A 17,131-nucleotide genomic window follows, 5' to 3' on the forward strand; every position below is an offset into this window, starting at 1 on the left:
TTTCTATACGAACCCCCGCCCGCCCCGGCGCTCGCGGCACCCTCAGACGGGGTCCCTCTCCACCGGGCAGCTCATGCACCGGGGCCCGCCCCGGCCCCTGCCCAGCTCGCTGCCCGGGATCTCGATCACTTCGATCCCCTGTTTGCGCAGATGGGTGTTGGTGGTGGAGTTCCGCTCGTAGGCGATGACGACCCCCGGCTCGACGGCGAGGACGTTGCACCCGTCGTCCCACTGCTCCCGCTCGGCCGCGTGCACGTCCTGCGTGGGAGTGAGCACCCGGATCTCACTGAGCCCCAGCGACGCGGCGATGGCCCGGTGCATGTGCTCCGGCGGATGGTCGGTGACCTTCAGCTCCTTGTCCCCCGCCCCCGGCTCGATGGTGTAGGAGCGGAGCATCCCGAGCCCCGCGTACTGGGTGAAGGTGTCCGCGTCCACCATGGTCATCACGGTGTCGAGGTGCATGAGGGCGCGCCGCTTGGGCATGTCGAGCGCCACGATGGACCGCGCCGACCCCGCGGCGAAGAGCTTCGTCGCGAGCATCTCGACGGCCTGGGGCGTGGTCCGTTCGCTCATGCCGATGAGGACGGCGCCACGGCCGATGACCAGCACGTCACCGCCCTCGATGGTGGAGGGGTAGTCGGACTGCCCCTCCGACCAGAGGTTGAAGGGCTCGTCACGGAACAGCGGATGGTGCCGGTAGATCGCCTCGAAGTGGACCGTCTCGCGCTGCCGGGCGGGCCAGCGCATGGCGTTGATGGAGACACCGTCGTAGATCCAGGCGGAGGTGTCGCGGGTGAAGAGGTGATTGGGGAGGGGACGCAGGAGGAAGTCGTCGAGCTCCATGACATGGAACCGCACGGAGGTCGGCTCCGGGTGGGCCTCCAGGAACTCGCGTTTGGTCATGCCGCCGACGAGGGCCTCGGCGAGCTCCGCGGCGGGCAGGGCCTCGAAGGCTGCGCGCAGATGATCGGTGGCGAGCGGGCCGTACTCCTTCTCGTGGAAGACACGGTCCAGGACAAGGGTGCGGGCGGCCGGGATCTCCAGGACCTCGGTGAGCAGATCGCCGAAGAGATGGACCTCGACCCCGCGGTCTCGCAGCACATCGGCGAACCCGTCGTGCTCGGCGCGCGCCCGGCGCACCCACAGCACGTCGTCGAAGAGGAGCGCGTCCTTGTTGCTGGGGGTGAGCCTTTTCAGCTCGAGATCCGGCCGGTGGAGGATGACGCGACGCAGCCGCCCGGCCTCGGAGTCGACATGGAATCCCATGCCTCCATCCTGACCATTCGGGCGCGTGTTCACCCTTCGTTCCCCGCGAACCGGGCCATTTGATTCCGTCTATTTGACGATAAGCAGTCGTGCCGATCACCGCCCCCTATGGCGAGATGTGGCGAGAAATACACCTCGTCACGGACACCCAGCGCCGCCGCTGTGGCCTGGGCGAGCCCGGTCTCGCTGCGTACTCCCCGGGCGTGACACGTCCGCGAGGACGCCCGACCCGGGGAGTACGGCTCCTTCACAGACGCGGGTCCACCGGTTCCGACTCCAGGGCCAGCACTCCGAAGACCGCCTCGTGGACCCGCCACAGCGGCTCGCCCTCGGCGAGACGGTCCAGGGCCTCCAGGCCGAGGGCGTACTCGCGCAGCGCGAGAGAGCGCTTGTGGTTCAGGAACCGGCCGCGGAGCCGCGCGAGGTTCTCCGGGCGCGTGTACTCGGGACCGTAGATGATCCGGAGGTACTCACGGCCGCGGCACTTGATGCCCGGCTGCACCAGGCGTCCGGCCGCGCTCCGCACCACCGCCTCGACCGGCTTGACGACCATGCCCTCCCCGCCGCGCCCGGTCATCTCCAGCCACCAGTCGATCCCGGCACGCACCGACTCGGGGTCGCCGGTGTCGACGTACAGCCGGCGGGTCGTCTGGAGCAGCCCGCTTCCGTCGTGCTCGACCAGCCGGTCGAGCAGCGCCAGTTGCTCGTCCTGCGGCAGCGCCGCGAGACTGCGGCCCTGGACCGCCAGGAGCTGGAACGGGGCCAGGCGGACGCCCTCGAGTCCCTCCGTGGTCCAGCAGTAACGTCGGTACGCCGCCGTGAACGCCGCCGCGTCCGCGGCCCGCGCGCGCTGGCGCGCCAGCAGGTCCGTCACCTCCACGCCCCGCGCCGCCGCGCCCTCCAGCGCGGCCAGCGCCCCCGGGAACGCCGCCCCGGACGCCGCGCCCACCGCCGCGTACTGCGAGCGCAGCAGCCCCGAAGCCTTCAGCGACCACGGCATCAGCTCGGCGTCGAGCAGCAGCCAGTCGGTCTCCAGTTCCTCCCACAGGCCCGCCTCGCCGATCGTGGAGCGCAGTCGGCCGAGGATCTCCTCGGTGACCGCGGCGTCGTCGAAGAACGGCCGCCCGGTGCGGGTGTACAGCGACCCGGTGGGGCCTTCCCCGCCCCCGACCGAGCCGGAGGTGTCCCCGACCCCGAAACGCTTCCGTGCCGTCCCGGCGTCCCGGCACACCAGGGCCACGGCCCGCGAGCCCATGTGCTTCTCCTCGCACACGACCCTCGCGACCCCGTCCTCCCGGTACTGAGCGAAGGCCTCCTCCGGGTGCTCCAGGTAGCCCTCGACGTGGCTGGTCGCGGTCGGTGCCATCGTCGGGGGCAGATACGGCAGCAGCCTCGGGTCCACCGCGAAGCGGCTCATGACCTCCAGGGCCGCCGCGGCGTTCTCCTCGCGGACCGAGACCCGGCCAGCGTGCCGGGTCTGGACGACCCTACGGCCGTGGACATCGGCGAGGTCCAGCGGCCGGCCGTCGTGCCCGCCCGGCGCCTCCGTGCGCAGCGGCCGGGACGGCTCGTACCAGACCCGCTCGGCCGGCACGTCGACCAACTGCCGCTCCGGCCAGCGCAGCGCGGTCAGCCTGCCGCCGAAGACGGCACCGGTGTCCAGACAGATCGTGTTGTTCAGCCAGGTGGCCTCGGGGACCGGCGTGTGTCCGTACACCACGGCCGCCCGGCCCCGGTATTCCTCGGCCCACGGATAGCGCACCGGCAGGCCGAACTCGTCGGTCTCGCCCGTGGTGTCGCCGTACAGCGCGTGCGAGCGGACCCGGCCGGAGGTGCGGCCGTGGTACTTCTCCGGCAGACCGGCATGGCACACCACCAGCCGCCCCCCGTCGAGGACGTAGTGGCTGACCAGTCCGTCGATGAACTCCCGTACCTGCTGCCGGAACTCCTCGCTCTCGCCCTCCATCTGCGCGATCGTCTCGGCGAGTCCGTGCGTGTGCTGGACCTTGCGGCCGCGCAGATGGCGCCCGAACTTGTTCTCGTGGTTGCCGGGCACGCACAGCGCGTTGCCGGACGCCACCATCGACATCACCCGGCGCAGCACACCCGGGCTGTCCGGGCCGCGGTCGACCAGGTCGCCCACGAAGACGGCGGTCCGGCCCTCCGGGTGCGCGCCGTCGACGTATCCCAGCTTGTCCAGCAGCGACTCCAGCTCGGACGCACAGCCGTGGACGTCGCCGATGATGTCGAAGGGGCCGGTGAGGTGGGTCAGGTCGTTGAAGCGCTTCTCGGTGACGACCGTCGCGGTCTCGACCTCCTCCACACCCCGCAGCACATGCACCTTGCGGAAGCCCTCCCGCTCCAGGTGCCTCAGGGACCGGCGCAGTTCTCGGGTGTGGCGCTGGATGACGCGGCGCGGCATGTCCGCCCGGTCGGAGCGGGCCGCGTTGCGCTCGGCGCACACCTCCTCCGGCACGTCGAGCACGATCGCGATCGGCAGCACGTCGTACTGCCGGGCCAGCTCGATCAACTGGCGGCGGCTCTCCTGCTGCACACTGGTGGCGTCGACCACGGTGCGGCGTCCCGCGGCGAGGCGCTTACCCGCGATGTAGTGCAGTACGTCGAAGGCGTCACGGCTCGCGCTCTGGTCGTTCTCGTCGTCGGCGACCAGTCCGCGGCAGAAGTCCGACGAGATGACCTCGGTCGGCTTGAAGTGCCTGCGGGCGAAGGTGGACTTGCCCGAGCCGGACGCACCGATCAGGACCACGAGGGAGAGGTCGGTCACGGGCAGGGTGCGCCCTGTGGTACGGGTGGTGGTCATGCGGCCCTCTCCTCCTTCGCGGCCAGCGTGAACACGGCCATCTGGGTGGGCGGGCCCACCTCCGGGTCGTCGGGTCCCACGGGTACGAACCGCACGCCGTAGCCGTGCCGTCCGGCCACCGCGTCCGCCCAGGCCCGGAACTCCCGCCGCGTCCACTCGAAGCGATGGTCGCCATGGCGGACGTGCCCGGCCGGCAGGCTGTCCCAGCGGACGTTGTACTCGACGTTCGGGGTCGTCACGAGGACCGTCCGGGGGCGGGCCGCGCCGAACACCGCGTGCTCCACGGCGGACAGCCGCGGCGGGTCGACGTGCTCGACGACCTCGCTGAGCACGGCGGCGTCGTAGCCCTTCAGACGGCGGTCGGTGTACGCGAGCGAGCCCTGGAAGAGCTGCACGCGCGACGCCTGCCGCTCCCCCATGCGGTCCAGTCTCAGGCGCCGGGCGGCGATGGCGAGCGCCCGCGCCGACACGTCCACACCCACGATTTCCGTGAACCGCGCGTCCTTCAGCAGTGCCTGTACCAACTGGCCCTGGCCGCAGCCCAGGTCGAGGACGCGGGTGGCGCCGGACTCCTCGAGCGCGGCGATGATCGCTTCCCTGCGCCGCACGGCGAGCGGGGTCGGCTTCTCCTCGCTCTCCGTCTCGGCATCCACCGCGTTGTCGATCTCCTCGACGTCGCTGTCGTCGCTCTCCGCGAGCCGCACCAGTTCCAGCCGCTCCATCGCCTGCCGCGTCAGCGACCAGCGGCGCGACAGATACCGGCTGGTGATCAGCTTCTGCTCCGGGTGGCCGGGCAGCCAGCCCTCGCCCGCCCGCAGCAACTTGTCGACCTCGTCGGCGGAGACCCAGTAGTGCTTGGCGTCGTCCAGGACCGGGAGCAGAACGTACAGGTGGCGCAGGGCCCCTGCCAGGGTCAGTGCCTCCGACTCCAGGACCAGGCGCACATACCGCGAGTCCCCCCACTCCGGGAACTCGGCGTCCAGCGCCACCGGTTCGGCGGTGACCCTCCAGCCGAGCGGCGTGAAGAGACGCCGTACGAGGTCGGGGCCGCCCCGGGCGGGCAGGGCGGGTATCTCGATCCGCAGGGGCAGTGGCTGCCCGGCGCGTTCGGGCCGGGCCGTGCACACGCCCCGCATCGCGCTCGAGAACACGCTGCTCAGCGCCACGGCGAGCAGGGAGGATGCCGCGTAGGGGCGGTCGTTGACGTACTGCGCGAGGGCCGCGTCGGGTGCGCCGCCCCGGCCCTTGCCCTTGCCTCGCCGGACCAGTGCCACCGCGTCGACCTCCAGCAGCAGCGCCGCCGTGCAGCGCTCGGCGTCCGCCTCGGGGTAGAGGACGTGCGCGGTGCCGTAGGAGATGGAGAACGCCTGCGCCTTCCCCGGGTGCTTGTGCAGCAGGAAACCCAGGTCGGTCGCCGGGCGTTCGGGCGTGCCGGTGGTACTGATCGTCAGGAACATGTCCCGAGTCTTCCGGCACCGGGGCACCCGCGACCACCCGATTTCCACCAGCACGCCCGGGCTGCCGGGGATCCTGCGCTCCCCCGGGGCCTGTCTCTCATCGCTGCGCCTTCCGCCACGCGCTCACCCCCAGTCTTCCGGTCGTCCCCAGGTCCAGGCCCGGTGAGACCGTCACGGGCGCGGCGCCGGGCCGGACCGTCACCCGCGGGGGGACGTGAGCGGCGGGGCCATGACGGAGGCCACGGTTCCGCTCACAGGGGTGTCGGGGCCCTCCGCGCGGCGACGCACGGAGGGCCCCGGCGGCCCCTGAAGGGTCACCCCAGCTGGGACTGGACCCGCGAGGAGATCAGCTCCAGGTGGTCCAGGTCGTTCAGGTCGAGGATCTGGAGGTAGATACGGCTGGAGCCGATCTCCTGATACCGGCCGATCTTGTCGACGACCTCGGCCGGGGTGCCCGCCAGGCCGTTGGCCTTCAGCTCGTCGACCTCACGGCCGATCGCGGCGGCGCGGCGGGCCACCTCCTGGTCGTCCTTGCCGACACAGGCCACGAGCGCGTTCGAATACGTCAGCGCGTCAGCGCCGCGCCCGGCCTCCTCGGCGGCCGCACGGACCCGGCCGAACTGGCGCTCGCTGTCCTCGATCGACGCGAACGGGATGTTGAACTCGTCGGCGTAGCGCGCGGCCAGCCGCGGGGTGCGTGTCGCGCCGTGGCCGCCGATGAGCACCGGGACCTTGGACTGGGCGGGCTTGGGCAGGGCGGGCGAGTCGGTCAGGTCGTAGTACTTCCCGTGGAAGGTGAAGGTCTTGCCGGGCTCGGTCGCCCACAGCCCCGTGACGATCGCCAGCTGCTCCTCGAGGCGGGCGAACTTCTCCTTGGGGAACGGAATGCCGTACGCCTTGTGCTCCTCCTCGAACCAGCCCGCTCCCAGACCCAGTTCGACACGGCCCCCGGACATCTGGTCGACCTGCGCGACCTGGATGGCGAGGACACCGGGGAGGCGGAAGGTGGCGGCGGTCATCAGCGTGCCGAGGCGGATGCGCTTGGTCTCGCGGGCGAGGCCGGCGAGGGTGATCCAGGCGTCGGTGGGGCCGGGAAGGCCGTCCGCGGCGCCCATCTTCAGATAGTGGTCGGAACGGAAGAAAGCGTCGAAGCCCAGCTCCTCGGTGGCCTTGGCGACGGAGAGAAGGGTGTCGTAGGTCGCCCCCTGCTGGGGCTCGGTGAAGATGCGAAGATCCATGCCTCCATCCTGCACGCTCGGACGCCGGGCGGCGCCGGCACTCCCGCCGGTCTCCGGCCGGCTCGGTCGGGTGAAATCCGCGGTGCCGTCGGCCAGGCGCTCCCGGCCGGGGCGTGGAGGGGGTGCTCAACCCGCCGTTCTGTACCGCTCCCGTATCTCGCCGTCCCTCGCCGCCAGTCTGCGCAGCATCTCCCTGACCCGGTCCCTGGACTCGTCGGCCGCGTCAATGGCCTCCATGCACTGCCAGTACGTGCCCTCGTCGTCCGCCGCGCTCGCGGCCGCGACGAGGGCCATGCCGAGCTCCGTGAGGAGGGTGCCCAGGTCGAGGAGGGCCTTGCGGGCGTCACCGAGATCCGTGAGCTGGGCGGCCCGCAGGTCGGCCACGTCGATGGAGGGGGTGTCCAGGACACCGCAGCCTCTGCCCGCCAGCTCCGTCAGTCCCAGTGCCTCCCCGCGTAGTTCGGGAGGGCCCGAGACCGCCAGGCGACTGCCGATCGCCTGCGCCAGTGCGTAGGCCTGCCACGCCTCCGCCATGATCTTCGGCCCGCCCTCGCTCCCCGCCAGGGCGCACCTGCTCGTCACGATGAGCCGCACCGCGTCCATGCGCTGCCCCCCGCTCTGTCCGACGTGCTCTCGCACATCCAGCCCGAACTCCGTTGTCCACTACCCAGAGTGAAGGTTGGAGGGACGAAAAGCCAGAGCTGGACCGAAATCTGTGGACAACCTGCGGGGTGGGGACAACTCGGTGACTCCGGAGAGTGACATACCAGGGTGTTCGTGGCCCGGGGACGGAGGCCAGGCGCCGTCCACCGCGCCGGGGTGGGCTTCCGTCTCAGTCGGCTCCGGGCGCCGGGAACCTCTCCTCGTTGCGGTCGATCTTCGCGTCGAGCGCCGCCAGCGCGTCGATGCCGAGCACCTCGCACAGCTGGAGCAGATACGCGAGCACGTCCGCGACCTCGTCCCTCACCCGATGGGCGGTCGCGGGGTCGTCCATCACCCGCGCGGACTCCTCCGGTGTCAACCACTGGAAGATCTCCACGAGTTCGGATGCCTCGACGCTCAGCGCGGCCGCCAGGTTCTTGGGCGTGTGGTAGGGCTGCCAGTTGCGCGCCGCGGCGAAGTCGGCGAGGCGGCGCTGAAGCCGCGCCACGTCGAGGCCCTCACGTGCACCGGGTTCCGGTGCTACGGGCTCGGACTCCGCGGTCGCGGACTCGGGTTCCCCGGGCGCGGGTTCGGGTTCCGGGGTCGCAGGGCCCCGCTCCGGCGGCGCAGGATCCCGTTCCGGCGGCGCGGGATCCCGTTCCGGCAGCGCAGGCTTCCGTTCCGGTGGCGCGGGCTCAGGCTCTGGTGTCACGGGTTCAGGTCTACCACCGTCACCCCGTCCACCTCCGTCGCCGGGGGTGCCTCTCTCACCGTGCCCACCAGGCGGATATGGCCCCGTTGGCACATTCGTGCCGCCAGCCGGAGCAGTTCCCGAGTCTGCCTGGGGTCCAGACAGCGGTCGAGGCCGTCCGCCAGCACCGTGAGGGTCTGCATCGCCTCCGGCACCTCCCTCACCGGGTCGACATCGAGGACGCCCGGACCGGTGAGGAGTACCAGCGCCAGGGCCACATAGCGCAGTTCGCCGTCGCCCAGAAGCTCCAGCGGTGTCCGCAGCCCCTCGCCCCGGTCCAGCAGTGCGCGGATCCTTCCGTCGGCGAGCGGCTCGGCCAGCAGATCCACGACCCGCCCCGCGCACCCGGCCCCGACCGCCGAGGTCAGCAGCGCGTGCCGCCTGGCGCACTCCGCACGCGTACGCCACAGCACGTCGGCGAGGTTGTCGCAACCCGGCAGCAGCCGGCCCGCGCCCGGCGGGACGGGGGCGCGCATCCGCCGGGGCCGAGGGTCGCAGGCGAAGACCGAGCGCAGGGCGACCACCATCTGCTCCGCCGCGGCGAGCACCCGTCGCTGGCCGTCGGTCCTGCCCGCCACGCGCAGCGGCAGCAGCGCGGTGCCGAGGCGGTCGTCCGGGAGCGGGGCCCGGGTGACCGGTGAGGAGCCCGCCGTGTGCCAGGCCGCCTGCACCGTCGCCCGGCCGGGATCGCGCAGGGCCGTCTCCAGCAGCACCAGCCCGCCGGAGGTCAGCCGCTCGCCGACGATACGCAACGCGGGTTCGGCCTGGACCGCGAGGTCGAGCCGGACGGGCCCCTCGGGGCCGTCGGCCGTGCAACCGATGCGGAAGCCCCGCCGCCGCTGGGCGTCGGGCCGCGCCCGCTCGGGCACACAGGACGCCGGGGCCGGGAACGCCTCCCTCAGCTCGGCTCCGCCACCGAGCCGCGCCAGCGCCTCGTACGCCTGTAGCGCACGGGACTTGCCCGAGCCGCTGGGGCCGGCGAAGAGCGTCAACGGGCCCAGCGCGAAGGCGGCCCGCCGGTGCCCGGCGAACGCGGAAAGCCGAAGTTCGGTGAGGCAGGGGCGGTCCGGACGCGGATCGCTGATACCGGGGCGGTCCGGCAGGGACAACGCGGGTGGGGCGGTCATGTCCGGCACCGTAGGGGGCCCGTCCCAGCCGAACCGTTTTGCCCTCGCGCCCTTCCTACGATCGGGCGACCGAGCTGGCCACACGGCGACGACCGAATCCATCGGCCCGCACCAACCGAAGCCATCGGCCACACGAACCGAAGCCCCGCACGCCCGGGGGCGGTCCCCCGCTCGGACTCCGCGCTCCGGGGCTCAGACGCCGGGAACCCCCGCCCCCTCCATCAGGCCCCGCACCTCGGTCCCGGGCGGGGTCAGGAGGAAGACGTTGCGGTCGACCCGGTGCATCCCGCTGGCCAGGCCGAAGACGACACCCGTGCTGAAGTCCAGCACCCGTTTGGCGACGTCGGCCTCCGCACCCGTGAGGTCGAGCAGCACGGGCACCCCAGCCATCAGCGTCTCGGCCACCTCCCGGGCGTCCGCGAACACATTGACCCGCAGGACCACGAAACGGCGGCGCGCCTCGGTCTCCGCCTCCGGTATGGACCGGTGGCCGACCGCCGACGGCCAGGCGTCCCGGCCACGCAGCGGAACGACCTGAGCGAGCCCTTCCCACTGTTCGTCGGTGACATCGTGGCTGTTCACCGGCCCTCCCCGCTGGCTCGCACTCATCGTCTGCATCGGTCAATTCTTGCGCATGGTCACCCGTTCGGCCCAACAGCGACACGGACCGCGACGCCCCCGACCGCCACTGCTGTCACCTTGGCCACATCGCACTCCCCGGGTACCGCCCTCGCGCCCCCTCACACCGGCCGAGCGCCCCCTGTGCAGCGCCCGTAACCCCTCAAGATCGAGGGGTGTGACATCCGCGTAACGGCCGGTTCCTACGGTCGTCGTCATGACCACCAGTCCCGGAACGCGGCGTATACGGACCGTCTGCTCGTACTGCGGCGTCGGCTGCGGGATCGTGCTCGACGTCGCGACCGGTGCCGACGGCCGCTGCCGCGTCGTCAAGGCCTCCGGCGACAAGGAGCACCCCGCCAACCGCGGGCGGCTGTGCACCAAGGGCGCGACGACCGCGGATCTGCTGGCCGCCCCCGGGCGGCTGACCACGGCACTCGTCCGAGCCGACCGCGGTGCGGAGGCGTCGCCCGCGTCCGTCGACTCGGCCGTCCGCGCGACCGCGCGCCGGCTGCGGGAGATCGTGGACGCGCACGGTCCGGACGCGGTCGCGTTCTATGTGTCCGGGCAGCTCAGCCTGGAGGCGCAATATCTGGCGAACAAACTCGCCAAGGGCTTCGTGAGGACCAACCGCATCGAGTCCAACTCGCGGCTGTGCATGGCGAGCGCGGGCGCGGGCTACAAGCTGTCGCTGGGTGCCGACGGGCCGCCGGGCTCGTACGACGATCTGGACAAGGCGGACGTCTTCCTGGTCATCGGCTCGAACATGGCGGACTGCCATCCGATCCTCTTCCTGCGGCTGATGGACCGGGTCAAGGCGGGTGCCAAGCTGATCGTGGTCGATCCCCGGCGCACCGCGACCGCGGCGAAGGCGGACCTGTTCCTCCAGATCCGGCCCGGGACTGATCTGGCCCTGCTCAACGGGTTGCTGCACCTGCTGCACGAGAACGGCCGCACGGCCGCCGACTTCATCGCCCGGCACACCGAGGGCTGGGAGGCGATGCCCGGCTTCCTCGCCGACTACGCGCCCGAGGCCGTCGCGAAGATCACGGGTCTGGCCGAGGATGACATCCGGGAGGCGGCGCGGCTCATCGGCGAGGCGAAGGAGTGGACGAGTTGCTGGACCATGGGGCTCAACCAGTCCACGCACGGGACCTGGAACACCAACGCGCTCGTCAATCTGCACCTCGCCACCGGGGCGATCTGCCGCCCGGGCAGCGGCCCGTTCTCGCTCACCGGGCAGCCCAATGCCATGGGCGGGCGCGAAATGGGATACATGGGGCCGGGCTTGCCCGGTCAGCGGTCCGTCCTCGTGGCCGAGGAGCGGGCGTTCGTCGAGGAGTTGTGGGGGGTGCCGTCCGGCACCCTCCGCGCGGACGGGGTCGGGACCGGGACCGTCGAGATGTTCCGGAAGATGGCCGAGGGAGACATCAGGGCCTGCTGGATCATGTGCACCAACCCCGTGGCGTCGGTGGCCAACCGGAAGACCGTCATCGAGGGGCTGGAGGCCGCCGAGTTCGTCGTCGTACAGGACGCGTTCGCCGAGACCGAGACCAATGCGTACGCCGATGTGGTCCTGCCCGGCGCGCTGTGGACCGAGACGGAGGGCGTCCTCGTCAACAGCGAGCGTGGGCTGACGCTCGCCCGGCCGGCGGTCGACCCGCCGGGTGAGGCGACGGCCGACTGGCGGCTGATCGCGGCCGTCGCACGGGAGATGGGATACGCGGACGGGTTCTCGTACGACAGCGCCGAGGAGGTCTTCGAGGAGATCAAGCGGGCGTGGAACCCGAAGACCGGCTGGGATCTGCGCGGGGTCACGTACGGGCGGCTGCGCTCCGGGCCCGTGCAGTGGCCTGCCGCGCGGGAGGACGGCCCGGCCCGCAATCCCGTCCGGTACGTCGAGGGCGGGCTGTCCTTTCCGACGCCGAGCGGGCGGGCGGTGTTCCACGCACGGCCGCACCTGCCGCCCGCCGAGCTCCCGGACGACGACTTCCCGTTCCTGCTCAACACCGGGCGGGTGCCGCACCAGTGGCACACGCTGACGAAGACCGGGAAGGTCGCCAGGCTCAACAGGCTCAATCCCGGTCCGTTCGTGGAGGTGCATCCCGAGGACGCCGCACGGCTCGGGGTCGTGGACGGCGACCGGCTCGAGGTCGCCTCGCGGCGCGGGCGGGCCGTACTGCCGGCGGTGGTGACGGACCGGGTGCGGCCGGGGTGCTGTTTCGCTCCGTTCCACTGGAACGACCTGTTCGGCGAGTATCTGAGCGTCAACGCGGTGACCAGCGACGCGGTGGACCCGGTGTCGTTCCAGCCGGAGTTCAAGGTGTGCGCGGTGGCGCTGACGAAGGTGACGGAACCGCCCGCAGTGGAGCGCGACGGAAAGGCTCCCGCCCACGCCCACGCCCACGCCCTGGCACCGGGCACCGCCTCGCCCACGGCCGGCTCGCTCCCCACAGCCCCGCCCCCGGCCGCACCGGCGGGTGCCCCCCTCGGCTTCGTCCCCTCACCGCCTCCGGTCCTCACCGCCCGTGAGCGCCGGTATCTGACCGGCTTCCTCGCGGGCCTCGGTTCCGGCGCGCCGGGCGTGCCGGTGCTGCCTCCGGACGCGCCCCTCAGCGCCGAGCACGCCGTGTGGGTCAACGGCCTCCTCGCCGGCCTGTACTCCAGGTCCGGGACCGGGAGGTCGCCCGCGGAGCCGGCCGGTCGTGAGGTCGTCGTGCTGTGGGCCTCGCAGACGGGGAACGCGGAGGAGTTCGCGGCCGCCGCCGTGCGACGGCTCACCGCGACCGGGCACCGGGCCACCCTGGTCGGCATGGACGAGACCGATGCGCGTCATCTCCCGCGCGACGCCGATCTGTTGCTGATCACCAGCACGTTCGGTGACGGGGATGCCCCCGACAACGGCTCCGGCTTCTGGCACGACCTCTCCGGCGGCGAGGCACCCCGGCTCGACGGCGTGCGGTACGCCGTGCTCGCCTTCGGGGACTCGTCGTACGACGACTTCTGCGGGCACGGGCGCCGGCTGGACGCGCGCCTGCACGAGCTGGGCGGGGTGCGCCTCGCGCCGCGCACGGACTGCGAACCGGACTACGAGCCGTCGGCGGGGGCCTGGCTCGAGGAAGTCCTCGAGGCCCTCGGCGGCACGCCCTCGGCACAGGACCCGAAGGCGCCCGGTACACATTCACCGGCCCGGCCCGCGCCCGGCGCGAGAACCCCGGGCCAGGCGACCCCCGGCACGAGCGAGCCGGCCGCCACCGCGCCCCGGGCCGGGAAGTCCGCCCCGGCCACCGCCCGTCTCCTCGGCAACCGGCCGCTCAGCAGGCCCGGTGCGGGCAAGGAGGTGCGACGGTTCACCTTCGACACGAGCGGGACGGACCTGACGTTCGAGACGGGGGACGCGCTCGGGGTGCACCCTGTCAACTCCCCCGCGCTTGTTCAGGAATGGCTGGAGGTGACGGGAATCGACGGCTCCACGGCGGTCGAGGCCGCGGGGGGCGGCACGATTCCCTTCACCGATCTCCTGCTGCGGCATCTCGACATCACCCGGATCACCCCGGACCTCCTGCGCTTCGTCGCCGAACGCACCCGTGACGACCGGGAGCTGCGGCAGCTGCTGCGGCCCGAAAACAAGGACGGGCTGGCGCGCTGGTCCTGGGGCCGGCAGGCGGTCGACGTGGTGGCCGAGCACGCGGTGAAGGCGACGGCCGAGGAGTGGACCGGGGCGCTCAAGCGGCTGCGCCCCCGGCTGTACTCGATCTCGTCGAGCCCGCTCGTCGATCCGCACCGGGTGTCGCTGACGGTGTCCGTGATCCGCTACGAGGGGCTGGGCGGGCGGCGGCGGGCGGGGGTCTGCGGCGGCTTCCTCGCGGACGCCGAGCCCGGTACCGCGGTACCGGTCTTCGTACAGCGCTCCCCGCACTTCCGGCCCCCGGCCGACGGCTCGACACCGATGGTGATGGTGGGACCGGGAACCGGAATCGCACCCTTCCTCGGTTTCCTCGAAGAACGCCGCGAACTGGGGCACAAGGCACCGAACTGGCTGTTCTTCGGCGAGCAGCACCGTGCCACGGACTTCTACTACGAGGACGAGCTGGCGGCGCTTGGCCGGGAGGGCGTCCTCACCCGGCTCGACACCGCCTTCTCCCGCGACCAGCGGGCCAAGGTCTACGTGCAGGACCGGATGCGCGAGCACGGCCTGGAGCTGTGGCACTGGCTGCAGGACGGCGCCCGCCTGTACGTCTGCGGAGACGCCTCCCGTATGGCCAAGGACGTCGACCGGGCACTGCGGGACATCGCGGTCGTGCACGGCGGACTGAGCGAACCGGAGGCGGCCTCGTATGTGAAACAGCTGGCCGCCGAGAAGCGCTATGTGCGCGACATCTACTGACCGGGGAGCGCCTATGCACCCGGTCGGTACACCCCCGTACAGATACTTCTTACTGGGCTCACACCGGACTCTTCACCTCCAGGGGGTCGACGTTCATCCCGCCGCCCTACGTTCCGTGTCGTGCAGCTGGCAGAAGTGAGGTCCGCGACAAGCGGCCGATGGACACGTCTGCGCCCCCTGATGGCGCCGGACGAGCCGGATCAGACTCCCGCGCAGTGGCATCGCGTCCTGACGCTGCTCGCGGACATCAGCCTGTTCATCGGCACGCGCGCGGTGTGGTCCTCCGCCGCCAGCCACAAGCCGGTGGTCGCCGCGATCATCTCCCTCTGCTACGCGTCGATCCTGGTCACCGGCGTCCTGACGCTGGTGGTGCGGCGCAGCCGGTCGCTGGCGCGGCTCGACCTCGTCGTCCTGGTGACGGCGGTCACGCTCGCCTACTGCGCCCTGTCCGTGAAGCACAACTTCAGCGACGAGTCGATCCTCACCACGCAGGCCGCCCGTGAACTGATACACGGCCACCCGGTGTACGGGCAGCCGTGGCCCTGGCTGTTCGGCCACGGTATCGCCTACACCCCGACGGTGACGGGCGGCTACGACTACACCTACGGCTACCCGCCGCTGACCGCCCTGCTGACCGCGCCCCTGCTCTGGCTCGGCCACGGCGCGGTGCCGGAGACCCTGGTCACCACGACCGCGATGGCGCTCGGCGCGATCGTCATGTGGAAGATGCTGCCGACGCCGTGGCGCTCCGCGGCCACCATGGTGTGCCTCGGCTTCGGCATGGTCCCGGCATACGCCCGGCTCGGCTACCCGGCGGTCGTCGCGCTCGCCCTGCTGATTCCCGTCGTGATGCGGTGGACGCGGATGGGCGCGGGCGGCCCGGCCGACTGGGCACGGGCCGCGTGTCTGGGCGCGGCCTGCGCCGCCCAGCAACTGCCGTGGTTCCTCACGCCGTTCCTGCTGGCCGGGGTCTACGCGATACGCCGGGGGGAGCTGGGCGCGCGTGGGGCCGCCCTGGCCGTGGGACGCATCGCGGGCATAGCCACCGGAACCTGGCTGCTGATCAACGCGTATTTCATCGTGAGCGAGCCACGCACCTGGATATCGGGCGTCGCGCTGCCGATCACGCAGGGCGCGGTCATCCACGGCCAGGGCCTGGTGGGCATCTCCCTGTACTACACCGACGGCAGCGACCGGCTGACCTGGTACTCGCACGCCAGCATGCTGCTGGCGGCGGGGCTGCTGGCGCTGTTCGTGCTGTTCGTGCGCCGGCTGGGACCGGCCGCGACCGTGCTGCCGTGGTGCGCCTTCTTCTTCGCCACCCGCTCGCAGGACGGCTACTACCTGCTGATGACGCCGCTGTGGCTGGCGGCAGCCGTCACCGTGCCGCCCACGGCCTTCACCACCGCCTGGCAGCCCAGGCTGCTGCCTGGACGGAGGGTGGCCCGCATGGTGCTGACGGGCGCCCTGGTGGCCCCGTCCCTGGTGGCCGTGGCCGTGGCGGCGACCGGCACACCGCCGCTGCACATGCGCGCTGCCGCCGCCTCCCGGACGCCCCTGACGGTCGAGACGCTCAGGGTCCGGGTCGCCAACCGAGGTGAGGCGGCCCTGGAGCCCCACTTCACGGTGACCACCGGGCAGGGCATGAGCCGCTACTGGAAGGTGCTCGACGGCCCCTCGTCCCTCGCCGGTCATACGACGGCCACCTACCGGATCCAGGCCCCGGGCGGCCGCTTCGTGATCCCCAAGAAGGGCATCCGTATCCGGCTGCGCGCCTTCTCCGCGTCACCGATGACCTTGTCGAGCCAGGACATCCGCCTGGAGCGCGAGCAGGCGCCTTCGAAACGTTCGGGCTGACACCGTCAGGGCACCTGCTCAAGCGTCGCCGCAGGCACGTACGGCCTCGGGCTCACCGATGGCTTCGACGGCCGCGCAGACCCGGTGGCCGTCGATGGTGCACCTGCCGGCGCGGTGCACTGCCCGTCCCGCCGCCGACAGGCACTGACGGCGGCGGGACGGGGATCCGGCTACTGGGAGGCGGAGCTGCGGCCACGGCCGCGGGCGAGCGCGAAGCCCGCGGCGGCCAGGCCCAGCACGCCGACGGCCAGGCCCGCGACGCCGAGCCCGCGTGCGGTGGAGTCGTCGGCGGAGGCGGTCTTCGTGGCGGCGTCGCCCGACTTCCCGGCGGTGCCGCCGCCGGACGGGGCCGCCGTCGACGCGCTGCCCTCCGCCGACGCCTCGGGCGCTCCCTCGGCCGTCAGATGGAGGACCGGCGCCGGATTCTCCGGCTCGTCGCCGCCCTTCGGGGTCTGCTCGATCCAGCGGACGACATTGCCGTCGGAGTAGGTCTGCAGCGTCTTGAAGGTCAGCTGGTCGGCGTTGCCGGGGAGTTGGCCGAAGGCGACGTGGAAGTCCTGGTACTGGCCGTGCCGGATGCGCCCGCCGGTCCAGGTGATCTCGGAGACGGCGTCGGTGATGGTGCCGTCGTCCGTCTTGACCGGCGTCTTGAGTTTGGTGGTGGTCACCTGCGCGGTCCAGCCGGCCTCGGGGGTGACCAGCACGCCCAGCACCGGGTGATCGGTGGGCAGGAAGACCTGCACCTTGGTGGTCGCGGCGGTGTCCTCCTCGTTGGGTACGCGGAAGGTCAGCACACCGTCGGTGGCGCCCTTGGCGTAGCTCTCGGGGTGGACGGTGACATGCGCGAAGGCCGCGCCTGCCGCGGCGAGGACACCGGCGGCGGTGAGGGCCGCGACGGTGACGGCGCGGCGCAGGGTGGTACGCATGGGGGACATGGGTGGTGGTGCTCCGTACGTGTGCTCGGTGT

The 17,131-nt window shown here is 72.0% G+C and carries 11 protein-coding genes; 2 read left to right on the forward strand and 9 right to left on the reverse strand.

Annotated elements, in window-relative coordinates; all coding sequences use genetic code 11:
* Positions 1–42: 42 nt before the first annotated feature.
* From ABZ823_RS13650 to ABZ823_RS13685, 8 genes are all read right to left on the reverse strand, one after another.
* On the reverse strand, positions 43–1,266 hold the full coding sequence (locus ABZ823_RS13650) for an arginine deiminase (RefSeq protein WP_361658343.1): 1,224 nt from the start codon (positions 1,264–1,266) through the stop codon (positions 43–45).
* A 247-nt stretch (positions 1,267–1,513) separates the two neighbouring features.
* Positions 1,514–4,087, reverse strand: a complete 2,574-nt coding sequence (locus ABZ823_RS13655; RefSeq protein WP_361658346.1) for a polynucleotide kinase-phosphatase — start codon at positions 4,085–4,087, stop codon at positions 1,514–1,516.
* Complete coding sequence (locus tag ABZ823_RS13660) at positions 4,084–5,544, reverse strand: 3' terminal RNA ribose 2'-O-methyltransferase Hen1 (RefSeq protein ID WP_361658349.1); 1,461 nt, start codon at positions 5,542–5,544, stop codon at positions 4,084–4,086. Before ABZ823_RS13660 ends, ABZ823_RS13655 begins: the two co-directional genes overlap by 4 nt.
* 314 nt (positions 5,545–5,858) lie before the next feature.
* Positions 5,859–6,782 carry an LLM class F420-dependent oxidoreductase gene (locus tag ABZ823_RS13665; protein WP_361658352.1) on the reverse strand — a complete coding sequence of 308 codons (924 nt, stop codon included), beginning with the start codon at positions 6,780–6,782 and terminating at the stop codon, positions 5,859–5,861.
* Positions 6,783–6,908: 126 nt separating this feature from the next.
* Complete coding sequence (locus ABZ823_RS13670) at positions 6,909–7,385, reverse strand: DUF6099 family protein (RefSeq protein WP_361658719.1); 477 nt, start codon at positions 7,383–7,385, stop codon at positions 6,909–6,911.
* 229 nt (positions 7,386–7,614) lie between these two features.
* The gene (locus ABZ823_RS13675) at positions 7,615–7,932 is read right to left on the reverse strand and encodes a nucleotide pyrophosphohydrolase (protein WP_361658355.1); all 318 of its coding nucleotides are present in this window, start codon (positions 7,930–7,932) and stop codon (positions 7,615–7,617) included.
* A 200-nt stretch (positions 7,933–8,132) separates the two neighbouring features.
* Positions 8,133–9,302 carry an ATP-binding protein gene (locus ABZ823_RS13680; protein WP_361658358.1) on the reverse strand — a complete coding sequence of 390 codons (1,170 nt, stop codon included), beginning with the start codon at positions 9,300–9,302 and terminating at the stop codon, positions 8,133–8,135.
* A gap of 192 nt (positions 9,303–9,494) precedes the next feature.
* Positions 9,495–9,911, reverse strand: coding sequence for a cell division protein SepF (locus ABZ823_RS13685; RefSeq protein ID WP_361658721.1), 417 nt, complete (start codon positions 9,909–9,911; stop codon positions 9,495–9,497).
* Positions 9,912–10,137: 226 nt separating this feature from the next.
* Here ABZ823_RS13685 and ABZ823_RS13690 point away from each other — a divergent pair, with 226 nt between their 5' ends.
* Both ABZ823_RS13690 and ABZ823_RS13695 read left to right on the forward strand, forming a co-directional pair.
* Positions 10,138–14,307, forward strand: coding sequence for a bifunctional nitrate reductase/sulfite reductase flavoprotein subunit alpha (locus ABZ823_RS13690; RefSeq protein ID WP_361658361.1), 4,170 nt, complete (start codon positions 10,138–10,140; stop codon positions 14,305–14,307).
* A 180-nt stretch (positions 14,308–14,487) separates the two neighbouring features.
* On the forward strand, positions 14,488–16,164 hold the full coding sequence (locus ABZ823_RS13695; RefSeq protein WP_361658724.1) for a hypothetical protein: 1,677 nt from the start codon (positions 14,488–14,490) through the stop codon (positions 16,162–16,164).
* 170 nt (positions 16,165–16,334) lie between these two features.
* Here ABZ823_RS13695 and ABZ823_RS13700 read toward each other — a convergent pair whose 3' ends face one another.
* Positions 16,335–17,099, reverse strand: a complete 765-nt coding sequence (locus ABZ823_RS13700; protein WP_361658364.1) for a YcnI family protein — start codon at positions 17,097–17,099, stop codon at positions 16,335–16,337.
* Positions 17,100–17,131 lie beyond the last annotated feature (32 nt).

The organism is Streptomyces sp. NPDC047079 (assembly GCF_040643755.1).
Lineage (GTDB): Bacteria > Actinomycetota > Actinomycetes > Streptomycetales > Streptomycetaceae > Streptomyces.

What these genes read in the sequence shown, in the direction of transcription:
- ABZ823_RS13650 (WP_361658343.1), bottom strand. Translation starts at nt 1,266, where the DNA reads ATGGGATTCCATGTCGACTCCGAGGCCGGGCGGCTGCGTCGCGTCATC.
- ABZ823_RS13655 (WP_361658346.1), bottom strand. Translation starts at nt 4,087, where the DNA reads ATGACCACCACCCGTACCACAGGGCGCACCCTGCCCGTGACCGACCTC.
- ABZ823_RS13660 (WP_361658349.1), bottom strand. Translation starts at nt 5,544, where the DNA reads ATGTTCCTGACGATCAGTACCACCGGCACGCCCGAACGCCCGGCGACC.
- ABZ823_RS13665 (WP_361658352.1), bottom strand. Translation starts at nt 6,782, where the DNA reads ATGGATCTTCGCATCTTCACCGAGCCCCAGCAGGGGGCGACCTACGAC.
- ABZ823_RS13670 (WP_361658719.1), bottom strand. Translation starts at nt 7,385, where the DNA reads ATGGACGCGGTGCGGCTCATCGTGACGAGCAGGTGCGCCCTGGCGGGG.
- ABZ823_RS13680 (WP_361658358.1), bottom strand. Translation starts at nt 9,302, where the DNA reads ATGACCGCCCCACCCGCGTTGTCCCTGCCGGACCGCCCCGGTATCAGC.
- ABZ823_RS13685 (WP_361658721.1), bottom strand. Translation starts at nt 9,911, where the DNA reads ATGAGTGCGAGCCAGCGGGGAGGGCCGGTGAACAGCCACGATGTCACC.
- ABZ823_RS13690 (WP_361658361.1), top strand. Translation starts at nt 10,138, where the DNA reads ATGACCACCAGTCCCGGAACGCGGCGTATACGGACCGTCTGCTCGTAC.
- ABZ823_RS13695 (WP_361658724.1), top strand. Translation starts at nt 14,488, where the DNA reads ATGGCGCCGGACGAGCCGGATCAGACTCCCGCGCAGTGGCATCGCGTC.
- ABZ823_RS13700 (WP_361658364.1), bottom strand. Translation starts at nt 17,099, where the DNA reads ATGTCCCCCATGCGTACCACCCTGCGCCGCGCCGTCACCGTCGCGGCC.